This window comes from Oxalicibacterium sp., assembly GCF_035565035.1.
In the GTDB taxonomy this organism is placed as follows: domain Bacteria; phylum Pseudomonadota; class Gammaproteobacteria; order Burkholderiales; family Burkholderiaceae_D; genus Oxalicibacterium.
The window spans coordinates 1-11,217 of the sequence record NZ_DATMTD010000082.1 but is presented as its reverse complement, the minus strand read 5'-3'; the positions used below and the strand labels follow the sequence as shown (position 1 = coordinate 11,217).

Genomic DNA, 11,217 nt, shown 5'->3' with positions numbered 1-11,217 from the left:
CATCGAAGCAGCGCAATCCGCAAGGCGGCAAGGCGCGGGTAAATTCGATGCGGGCGTACGAGAAGAGGCTCGATTCCGCTCCGTGCCGCTGACGGCTGTGCCAATAAAAAAGCCGGGCGTACCCGGCTTTTTGGCGATGCGCACAGACTCAGCGCATGCCGCCTGGCAGCATGCCTTTCATGCTGCGCATCATCTTCATCATGCCGCCGCCCTTGAGCTTTTTCATCATCGATTGCATCTGGTCGAACTGCGCCAGCATGCGATTGACTTCCTGCACCTGAACGCCGGCGCCGGCGGCAATCCGGCGTTTGCGAGAGGCCTTGATCAGATCAGGTTTTGCCCGTTCGGACGGGGTCATCGAGTTGATGATGCCTTCCATGCGGGCGACCTGTTTGTCGGCCATTCCCATGTTGGCGCCACTGGCAGCCTGCTGCAACTGGGCGGGGAGTTTGTCCATCAGATTGGACATGCCGCCCATTTTCTTCATCTGCGCGAGCTGGGATTTGAAGTCGTTCAGATCGAATTTGCCGCCGCCCTTGATCTTTTGCGCCAGGCCTTGGGCCGCTTCCACATCGACGCCTTTGCGCGCTTCTTCGACCAGCGCGAGGATGTCGCCCATACCGAGAATACGGTCGGCCATACGCGCCGGATCGAAAGCTTCGAGCCCGTCCATTTTTTCGGCAACACCGGCAAACTTGATCGGCTTGCCGGTGATGTGGCGCACCGACAGCGCCGCGCCGCCGCGCGAGTCGCCGTCGAGTTTGGTCAGGACGACACCGGTCAGCGGCAATGCATCGCTGAATGCCTTGGCGGTATTGATGGCGTCCTGGCCGAGCATGGCGTCGACGACGAACAATGTTTCGATCGGTTTGACGGCAGCGTGCAGGGCGGCAATTTCCTGCATCATCGCTTCGTCTATACCGAGGCGACCGGCGGTATCGATGATGAGAACGTCGTGATAATGCCGTTTGGCGTAATCCAGAGCGGCCAATGCGATATCGACCGGTTTGTCGGTTGGTTGCGACGGGAAGAAATCGGCGCCGACCTGTTCTGTCACGGTCTGTAGCTGGCCGATTGCGGCAGGGCGGTAAACGTCGGCAGAAACGGTCAGGACTTTCTTTTTCTTCTGTTCGCGCAGGTACTTTGCCAGCTTGCCGACGGTGGTGGTCTTGCCCGCGCCCTGCAAACCGGCCATCAGGATGATCGCTGGTGGCTGGGTGGCGAAATCGAGTTGCGATGCTTCAGGGCCCAGATCGGCGCCCATCAATGCAGCCAGCTCGCGCTGGACAACGCCGACCAGTGCCTGGCCCGGCGTGAGCGAACCAATCACGTCTTCGCCCATCGCCTTTTCCTTCACGCGGGCGATGAATTCACGTACGGCAGGCAGTGCGACGTCGGCTTCGAGCAATGCCAGCCGTACCTCGCGCAGCATGTCAGCGGTATTGGATTCCGTCAGGCGCGCTTCTCCGCGCATGGTCTTGACGGCTTTGGCGAGGCGTTGGGTGAGATTGTCGAGCATCTTGGGAACGGTAAGAAAGCGGGGTGAACAACGAAGCCACTATAAACGCAGCGGCGAAACAACCGTCATTTTACCTGATGCGTGCTTGCGGTCGCAGAGAGAACATGCTGGCAAACCCGCAAGTCGCGGTTCGATCCGGACCATGCGTTTCAGGCGCGCTGATGGTAATGTCGCGATAGCAATGTTTGCCGTCAACTTCTTGGTGTCGAGCGGCACAATGCTGGCCTGAAACTCCGCAGGCGCTGAAATCACATGGTGTAAACTCGAATGATGCATACATACTTCTTTGTGCTGGCCGCGTTGTGTGATGCGGTATGCGCTTTTCTTCCATCGAAAAATCGCCTGGCAATTTCGATCGGTACGCTGACCGGCTGGCTGCTGCATGGCGGCGCCCTATGGGCCGACGTCGTCGCGCCGGACTCCTTGCGAATGGGGTTTGCGATCATGCTGTCGGGAACGCTGTGGATTTCGGTGGCTGCCTACTGGCTGGAAAATCGTAATTTTTCGCTCGATGGTTTGCGGGTACTGGTGTTGCCGTGCGCGGCATTGGCGGTATTGTTGCCGGCCATTTTTCCCGGCACTGTCATTTCGCTGGAAGGAAAAACGGCGCTCTTCCCGTGGCATATTGCCATTGCGACACTGGCTTACAGTACATTGACGATCGCAGCTTTTCACGCGGTGTTGATGGCATTGCAGGAATCCAAGCTTCATACACGATTGAGTCCGCAGAAATCGGGCTGGTTTGCATTAGCGATCGATCGCCTGCCGGCATTGCTGACCATGGAAAAACTGTTGTTCCGGCTGATCGGTTTCGGCTTCCTGCTGCTGACGCTAACGGTTGTTTCGGGCGTGGTTTTTTCGGAGGAATTGTTCGGTCAGGCCTTTAAATGGGATCATAAAACGGTCTTCACGATGCTGTCCTGGGTGTTGTTCGGCGTACTGCTGGCAGGGCGCAGGTGGCGTGGCTGGCGCGGCAAGACGGCGTTGAGTTTTACGCTGATCGGTTTTACGTTGCTGTTGCTGGCATACGTGGGTAGCCGTTTCGTTCTGGAAGTCGTTCTTCACCGGAGCGTGATATGAAGTTCCTGTTGTGGGCGGGACTGATCGCGGCGGTGATCTGGGTGCTGCGCAGCAAGAAGAAATCGTCGCCGGCGGCACCGTCGCCTGCACCTTCCTCCGCCAAGCGTGAAATTGAAGTGATGCTGCGCTGCGCAGATTGCGGCACACACTTTCCTGCATCGGAGGCGGTATTCGATGCATCGAATACTGCGTACTGCAGCAGCGAGCATCGCCAGCGACACGCCGTCCACTGATACATGAAGCAATCCGAACCGATTTTCGAAGATACGCGTGACACCTTTTGGCGCACGCTGCAAACCTTCGCGTTGACGCGCATGGTCATCGTGGCCGTGCTGTTCGGTTATTTTGGCTGGGCCGGCAGCAAGGTTGTGCGTTATCAGCAGGAATTCTGGACGATTTGCGTCATCTATATGGCGTTGGCTCTGGTGTTTGTCCTTCTGGCGACGTATGCGCGACGACGCTTTTTACTGCAGGTGAGTGTGCAGATCGCAGTCGATCTGGCTGCAATTTCCCTGCTGTACATTTCAGTGGGTGGCATCAAGAGCGGACTGGCGATTCTGTATTTGTTCCCGTTGGCTGGCGGCGCGATTCTCGCTCCATTGGTATTGGCATTGTTCTTCGTCTCCATCGCCACGCTGGTAATGCTTGCCGAAAACGGCTATCAGCTGCTGAATGCCAACGCGGATATTTCTTCCTCCCAGGCAGGCCTGTACGGCGCGGCATTCTTCGTCGTCATTTTTGCAATCAATCGTCTGGCAGATCGCCTGATCAAGCAGGAGTCGCTGGCACGTGGCCGGGGCAAGGCGTTGTATGTACAACAGGCAATCAATCGCCTCGTCATTGCCGACATGGACGACGGTGTGCTTGTTCTCGATCGCAAAGGGCGTGTGTTGACCAGCAATCCTGCCGCTGCCCGCATGCTTGGCCTAACTTTCCCGCATGAAAAGACCTATGGGAAGTTGTCGGACATGGTTTGGTTGACGCCGATTGCCGAGGCGTATGCGGCGTGGAGCGCGAATGCCGGCTTGCATGCGACAACGCAAGGGCAGTCGCAGGCCAAACCGACTTTTGTTCTCCTCAAGCACAATGAACAATCCACGTTGCAGGGTGGTACGACGATATGGGGCGGGCGTCGCGAGCTGGCCGCGCGTCTGAAACTGCGATTTGCTCGCGCGGATACCGCTGGCGTTCAGGAAGAACGCGTGGTGGTATTTCTGCAGGATGTAACTGAAATAGAAAATCAGGCACAGCAATTGAAGCTGGCATCGATGGGCAGGCTGACGGCCAGTATTGCGCACGAGGTGCGCAACCCGCTATCGGCAATCGGCCACGCCGCGTCACTGTTGAGCGAGGATGAAACAGAGGCGGCACGCCAGCGGATGCTGAAGATCATTACCGACAATGTTGCCCGTCTTAACCGGATGATCGAGGATATCCTCAAGCTGTCGCGCAAGGCGCATCAATACAAGGAACCGCTCGCGCTCGCACCGTTGCTGGAAGATATCGTGAACGAATTGCGAGAGACGCGCGCTGCGAAGGATGGCGTGATTGCAATCGTTGATCTTGCACCGCACAGGGTCCGGTTCGATCCGTTGCATTTGCGTGAAATCATCTTGAACTTGCTGACAAATGCGTTACGCTACGCAAGCGGTGCGCCGGGCAGTATTCGTGTCGAAATTGTGGCAGGGGCTGGACACCGACTGGAACTGCATATATGCGACGACGGGCCGCAAATCAGCGCCACGGTGCGAGCCCATCTGTTCGAGCCTTTTTATACGACATCGAGCAAGGGAACAGGACTCGGACTGTATCTGGCGCGTGAACTCTGCCTGAACAATGGCGCAATGCTGAATTACGAATATCGTAGCGAGGGCGAGAACAGTTCGCCATCCGGTCGCTTCGTCATTACGTTTGCCGCCGACGATGTCGCCTGATCGTTTATGAACCGTTGATGGATTAAAGCCGCAAGCAATGACCTCCCCCCGTATCCTGATTGTTGACGATGAAGCCGACTTGCGTGAATTGCTGGAAATCACGCTTGTCAAAATGGGACTGGACGTTGATAGCGCCCCCAACCTGGCTGTCGCACGCGATTGCCTGAAAAGTGCGGACTACGCATTGGTCCTGACCGACATGCGTTTGCCGGACGGCCTAGGCATCGAGCTCGTGCAGGAAATCAATACGCAGTACAAAAACACACCGGTGGCCGTTATCACCGCTTTTGGCAGTGCGGATAATGCCGTTGCTGCATTGAAGGCAGGTGCCTTCGATTACCTTTCCAAACCAGTCGGGTTGGAACAGCTGCGCGTCATGGTGCGTTCCGCACTGCGTATCAGTGAAGCGGGCAGTGGCGATCAGCGTAATGAAAAAGCGGCGGAACCGGCTTCGTTGCGCCTGATCGGGCAGTCGGAGGCGATGCAGACCTTGCGCGCGCAGATTTCCCGTCTGGCGCGCAGCATGGCGCCGGTCGCAATCAGTGGTGAATCAGGTAGCGGCAAGGAACTGGCCGCGCGCGACATTCATGCGCAAAGTGCACGGTGCGACAAACCGTTCATCGCCGTCAATTGCGGCGCAATTCCGGAGACGTTGATGGAAGCCGAATTTTTCGGCTATCGCAAGGGCGCGTTTACCGGTGCGACGGATGATCGTGACGGATTTTTCCAGGCGGCCAACGGCGGAACATTGATGCTCGACGAGGTGGCCGATCTGCCACTGGCGATGCAAGTCAAATTGTTGCGCGCGATTCAGGAGCGTCGCGTGCGCAAGGTCGGTGCGACGGCGGAAGAGCCGGTCGATGTGCGCATCATCAGCGCCACGCACCAAAACCTGCACGATTGCGTGGGACGCGGGACGTTCCGTCAGGATCTGTATTACCGCTTGAACGTGATCGAGCTGCATTTACCGCCTTTGCGTGAGCGGCTGGACGATATCGGCTTGCTGGCCGACATCATCCTGGCGCGCCTGAGTGGCGGGCAGCCGGCGGCGCTGGCGCCGGAGGCACTGGACGCGTTGCGCCGTTATTCTTTCCCGGGGAATGTACGCGAACTGGAAAATATCCTGGAACGCGCGCTTGCCTTTGCCAATGACGGTCTGATCGAAGTGACGGATCTGGTATTGAAGGCGCAGCCGCAAACAACGGAGGTGGTTGCTCGTAACGAACCTGTTGACGTTTCGATGACGGCTGCCATGGTTTTGCCCGCAGCAGGCGATCTGTTGGAGCCGCCGCCAGATCAAACTACAGTGCCGCCGGCGGAAAATGATCTGCCGGAATCCCTGCCTGACCATCTGGACGAGGTCGAACGAGAAATCATCCGCCGGGCGCTGGCGAAGACCCATTTCAACCGGACACAGGCGGCGGAACTGCTGGGCATCAGCTTCCGCCAATTGCGCTATCGCATGCAGCGGCTGGACATTCATGCACCGGACTGACGCATCGCATTCCGTATCGTCGTTCCGTATCGACGCGGACGGCTGGGCAGAAGGCGTGTTGCGGGAGCCGTCGCCGAATTTCGATTTGCGTGCCGAAAGCACTGAAATCGATCTGCTCGTCATTCACAACATCAGTCTGCCGCCGGGACAATTCGGCGGGCCGTTCATTACAGATCTGTTCATGAACCGGCTTGATTACGATGCCGATCCGTACTTTGATCAGTTGCGTTCATTGCGGGTTTCGGCGCATTTCCTGATTCGGCGCGATGGGGAGGTAGTGCAATTCGTTTCGGCGAATCATCGAGCCTGGCATGCAGGCGCGTCGAATTTTTGCGGGCAGGAGCGCTGCAACGATTTTTCCATCGGCGTCGAACTCGAAGGTACGGACGATCAGCCGTTCGAGGAGGCGCAGTATGCCGCGCTGGCAGCATTGACCACGGCGCTGGCGGCGGCCTATCCGCTGAAAAACGTCACCGGTCATGAGCATATTGCACCGGGACGCAAGACAGATCCGGGGCCTTTTTTCAATTGGGATGTATATCAATCACGCTATCTCGAGCGCCAGCCTGCGACGACCAAGGCGGATGCCGCCAGCATCTGCCTGACATTTCGGGCAATGTAAAAAATGCCATACCGCAATCCGCCGTTTTGTTAAAAAATATATCTTCAAACGGACGATAAAGGGATTGCACGTCTGAGTTTCAGGCACTAGAATTAGTGCCAATCATGGTTTCCTTACTAGATGTAGTAGGTTATCAATGTGATTCTTCCCGGCTTTGTCCGGTGTCGTCGCAAATGTGGTGTGTATACATATATATATAGTGGGGACGCTGAATAAACGCTCTTAATGCAGAATCGGCATGACATTTGCAGCATGCGATTCTGAGCACGATTAGTTATTCACAGAATGTTCGCGAAACCGGCACGCTCCGGTTTTCTCTTAAAAACAAGGCAAGTATTGCCGGCAACGTCACAAAGGAGTCTCCATGCACTCTGCACAGGAAATCTCAACTAAATCATCATCGGCCGATATCGGCAACGTCGCGCCTCTCGCGGTTGCACCGTCGACCGTCAGCACCAACGCCGCGAGTCTGGGCGATTACCGCATCATTCGTCGTAACGGCGCTGTTGTCGGTTTCGAACCGTCGAAAATCTCGATCGCCGTGACCAAGGCCTTTCTGGCGGTTAATGGCGGGCAAGGCGCCGCATCCGCACGCGTGCGCGAACTGGTCGAGCAGTTGACCGACAATGTTGTCAACGCATTGGTGCGTCGCCAACCAGCTGGCGGTACCTTCCATATAGAAGACATTCAGGATCAGGTCGAACTGGCCCTGATGCGTTCCGGCGAACATGACGTCGCTCGTGCCTATGTGCTGTATCGCGCCAAGCGCATGGAAGAGCGCGCGCAACAGCAGGCAGCAAAGCCGGTTGCCGAGAATTCGCAGCAACTGCACGTGATTGAAAACGGTCAGCGTCGTCCGCTGGAAATGAGTCAGGTCAGCGACCTGATCAATGCGGCATGCATCGGCCTGGAAAAACACGTCGATGCCACTGCAATCCTGAACGAAACCGTCAAGAACCTGTACGACGGTGTGCCGGTCGAAGAACTGCACAAATCCGCGATCCTGGCCGCACGCGCACTGATGGAAAAAGATCCGGCATACAGCACCGTTACTGCACGTCTGCTGATGCACACGATCCGCAAGGAGGTGTTCGGTCAGGAAGTCGCGCAAGCCGACGCGCCTGCACACTATATTGAATACTTCCCGAAATTCATCAAGAAGGGCATCGATGCCGAACTGCTGGATGCCAAGCTGGCCCAGTTCGACCTGAAAAAACTGGCTGACGCAATCAAGCCGGAACGCGATCTGCAGTTCGGTTATCTCGGCTTGCAAACGCTGTACGACCGTTACTTCCTGCATATCCGCGACACCCGCATCGAAATGCCGCAAGCGTTCTACATGCGCGTCGCAATGGGTCTGTCATTGCAGGAAATCAACCGCGAAGAGCGTGCAATCGAGTTCTACAACCTGCTGTCGACCTTCGACTTCATGAGCTCGACACCGACGCTGTTCAACTCCGGCACGCAACGTTCGCAACTGTCGTCGTGCTACCTGACAACCGTGGCCGATGATCTCGACGGTATCTACGAAGCGATCAAGGAAAACGCATTGCTGGCGAAATACGCCGGCGGTCTGGGTAACGACTGGACGCCAGTCCGTTCGCTCGGCGCGCATATCAAAGGCACCAACGGCCGTTCGCAAGGTGTGGTTCCCTTCCTGAAAGTCGTCAATGACACCGCCGTTGCAGTCAACCAGGGTGGCAAACGTAAAGGTGCAGTCTGCGCCTATCTGGAAACCTGGCACATGGACATCGAGGAATTCCTCGATCTGCGCAAGAACACCGGTGACGATCGCCGCCGTACGCATGACATGAATACCGCGAACTGGATTCCCGACCTGTTCATGAAGCGGGTAATGGAAAAAGGCGAGTGGACGCTGTTCTCGCCATCCGACGCACCGGATCTGCACGACAAGGTCGGCAAGGCATTCGAAGAAGCCTATACCGGCTACGAAGCCAAGGCTGCGCGCGGTGAATTGAAGCTGTTCAAGAAAGTACAGGCGCTGGATTTGTGGCGCAAGATGTTGTCGATGCTGTTCGAAACCGGTCATCCATGGATCACGTTCAAGGATCCGTGCAACATCCGTTCGCCGCAGTCGCATGTCGGCGTCGTCCACAGCTCGAACCTGTGCACCGAGATCACGCTGAATACCAACGATTCCGAAATCGCGGTCTGCAATCTGGGTTCGGTCAACATGCCGGCGCACATGAAAGACGGCAAGCTGGATCACGAAAAGCTGCAAAAAACGATTCGTACCGCAATGCGCATGCTCGACAACGTGATCGACATCAACTATTACGCCGTCAAGAAGGCCCGCGATTCGAACCTGCGCCATCGTCCGGTCGGCCTCGGTATCATGGGTTTCCAGGATTGCCTGCACATGATGCGTGTGCCGTATGCATCCGATGAAGCCGTGAAATTTGCCGATAACTCGATGGAAGCAGTCTGCTACTACGCTTATCTGGCTTCCACCGAACTGGCGGAAGAGCGCGGCCGTTACAGTTCGTACCGCGGCTCGCTGTGGGATCGCGGCATCCTGCCGCAGGATTCGCTGAAGCTGCTGGCCGAAGAACGCGGCGGTTATCTGGACGCCGATTTTTCCGAATCGATGGATTGGGCACCGTTGCGCGCACGCATCAAGCAGTTCGGCATGCGCAATTCGAACTGCGTGGCAATTGCACCGACAGCGACCATCTCGAACATCATCGGCGTCTCGGCCTGTATCGAACCGACGTACCAAAACCTGTACGTCAAATCGAACCTGTCCGGCGAATTCACCGAGATCAACGAATATCTGGTGCGCGACCTGAAGGCACGTGGTCTGTGGGATGAAGTCATGATCTCCGACCTCAAATACTTTGACGGCAGCCTGGCCAAGATCGACCGCATCCCGCAGGACCTGCGCGATATCTACGCCACTGCATTCGAAGTCGAGCCGAAATGGTTGGTCGAAGCTGCATCGCGCCGCCAGAAATGGATCGATCAGGCGCAATCGCTGAATATCTACATGGCAGGCGCATCCGGCAAGAAGCTGGACGAAACCTACAAACTCGCATGGTTGCGCGGCCTGAAAACCACGTACTACCTGCGCACAATGGGCGCAACCCATACCGAGAAATCGACATCGAAAACCGGCGCGCTGAACGCGGTGGATTCCGGTGCCGGCATGGGTTCCAGCGCTCAGGCGGCAGCTCCGGAAGCGGATGGCCCAGCCTGCATGCTGCGCCCCGGCGATCCAGGTTTCGAGGAATGCGAAGCCTGCCAATAAATTGGCCAATGCGTTGATCAGAAATCAAACAGAAGACCATCTGCTGCAGCACCGCACCGATGTACTGAACCTGAGCAATGAACTTGCAGCAATAAAAGCTGACAAAGTCAGAACAAGGGCAGTGCGGCAGCAGAATAAAACGAGGAATTGAATATGTTAAGTTGGGACGAAGACCAAACGCCTAAGGCGGCACCGCAACCGGCATTGCAGCCGGTGCGTGACGCACATCAGGACATCGCGCTGAATCCCGCGCTGGTCGCGAAACCTGCAGAAGCGATCGCCAGTCCGGCACGTCGCATGGACGCTGCCGACAAGCGTGTCATCAACGGCCAGACCGACGTCAATCAGTTGGTTCCGTTCAAGTACAAATGGGCGTGGGACAAATACCTGGCCGGCTGCGCCAACCACTGGATGCCGCAGGAAATCAACATGCAGCGCGATATCGAGCTGTGGAAGAACCCGAACGGTCTGACCGAAGACGAGCGTCGCATCGTCAAGCGCAACCTCGGGTTTTTCGTCACTGCCGATTCGCTGGCGGCCAACAACATCGTGCTCGGCACCTACCGCCACATCACGGCACCGGAATGCCGCCAGTATCTGCTGCGCCAGGCTTTTGAGGAAGCCATCCACACCCACGCCTACCAGTACATCGTCGAATCGCTGGGCCTCGACGAAGGCGAAATCTTCAACGCGTACAACGAAATCGCATCGATTCGCGACAAGGATCAGTTCCTTATTCCGTTCATCGAAGTGCTGACCAATCCGGAATTCAAGACCGGTACGCTCGAGACGGATCAGACACTGCTGCGTTCGCTGATCGTATTCGCCTGCCTGATGGAAGGTCTGTTCTTCTACGTCGGGTTTGCACAGATTCTCGCGCTCGGTCGCCAGAATAAAATGATGGGTGCGGCTGAGCAGTATCAGTACATCCTGCGCGACGAATCGATGCACTGCAATTTCGGAATCGATCTGATCAACACGATCAAGATGGAGAATCCGCATCTGTGGACGCCGCAATTTCGCGACGAGATCAAAGCGTTGTTTTTACGTGCAGTAGAGTTGGAATATCGTTACGCAGAGGATACAATGCCGCGTGGAGTGCTCGGACTGAATGCCCCGATGTTCAAAGGCTACTTGCGGTTCATCGCAAATCGTCGCGCACAACAAATCGGTTTAGAACCGATGTTCGAACAAGAGGAAAACCCGTTCCCTTGGATGAGCGAGATGATCGATCTGAAAAAAGAACGCAACTTCTTCGAGACACGTGTGATCGAATACCAGACCGGTGGTGCACTGAAC

Annotated in this window: 8 protein-coding genes; 7 read left to right on the top strand and 1 reads right to left on the bottom strand. The window is 56.5% G+C overall.

The window, feature by feature from the left end; all coding sequences use genetic code 11:
- Positions 1-148 precede the first annotated feature (148 nt).
- Entirely contained in the window at positions 149-1,519 is a 1,371-nt protein-coding gene (gene ffh, locus VN114_RS07390; RefSeq protein ID WP_325513512.1) for a signal recognition particle protein, read from the bottom strand.
- 270 nt (positions 1,520-1,789) lie between these two features.
- Between ffh and VN114_RS07385 the strand changes: the two genes are divergently transcribed.
- The 7 genes from VN114_RS07385 to VN114_RS07355 all read left to right on the top strand — a co-directional run.
- Complete coding sequence (locus VN114_RS07385; protein WP_325513514.1) at positions 1,790-2,599, top strand: cytochrome C assembly family protein; 810 nt, start codon at positions 1,790-1,792, stop codon at positions 2,597-2,599.
- Positions 2,596-2,832: a PP0621 family protein gene (locus VN114_RS07380; protein WP_325513511.1), complete on the top strand. Its 237-nt coding sequence runs from the start codon at positions 2,596-2,598 to the stop codon at positions 2,830-2,832. Before VN114_RS07385 ends, VN114_RS07380 begins: the two co-directional genes overlap by 4 nt.
- A gap of 3 nt (positions 2,833-2,835) precedes the next feature.
- Complete coding sequence (locus tag VN114_RS07375; protein ID WP_325513509.1) at positions 2,836-4,533, top strand: sensor histidine kinase; 1,698 nt, start codon at positions 2,836-2,838, stop codon at positions 4,531-4,533.
- Positions 4,534-4,570: 37 nt separating this feature from the next.
- Positions 4,571-6,028 (top strand): sigma-54 dependent transcriptional regulator, encoded by a 1,458-nt coding sequence (locus tag VN114_RS07370; protein ID WP_325513507.1) that lies wholly within the window; start codon positions 4,571-4,573, stop codon positions 6,026-6,028.
- On the top strand, positions 6,015-6,650 hold the full coding sequence (gene ampD / locus VN114_RS07365) for a 1,6-anhydro-N-acetylmuramyl-L-alanine amidase AmpD (RefSeq protein WP_325513506.1): 636 nt from the start codon (positions 6,015-6,017) through the stop codon (positions 6,648-6,650). The genes VN114_RS07370 and ampD overlap by 14 nt, the downstream gene beginning before the upstream one ends.
- Before the next feature lie 364 nt (positions 6,651-7,014).
- Positions 7,015-9,918: a ribonucleoside-diphosphate reductase subunit alpha gene (locus tag VN114_RS07360; protein ID WP_325513504.1), complete on the top strand. Its 2,904-nt coding sequence runs from the start codon at positions 7,015-7,017 to the stop codon at positions 9,916-9,918.
- Positions 9,919-10,071: 153 nt separating this feature from the next.
- Positions 10,072-11,217 (top strand): ribonucleotide-diphosphate reductase subunit beta (locus tag VN114_RS07355; protein WP_325513502.1); only part of this gene is annotated, 1,146 nt, incomplete at its 3' end.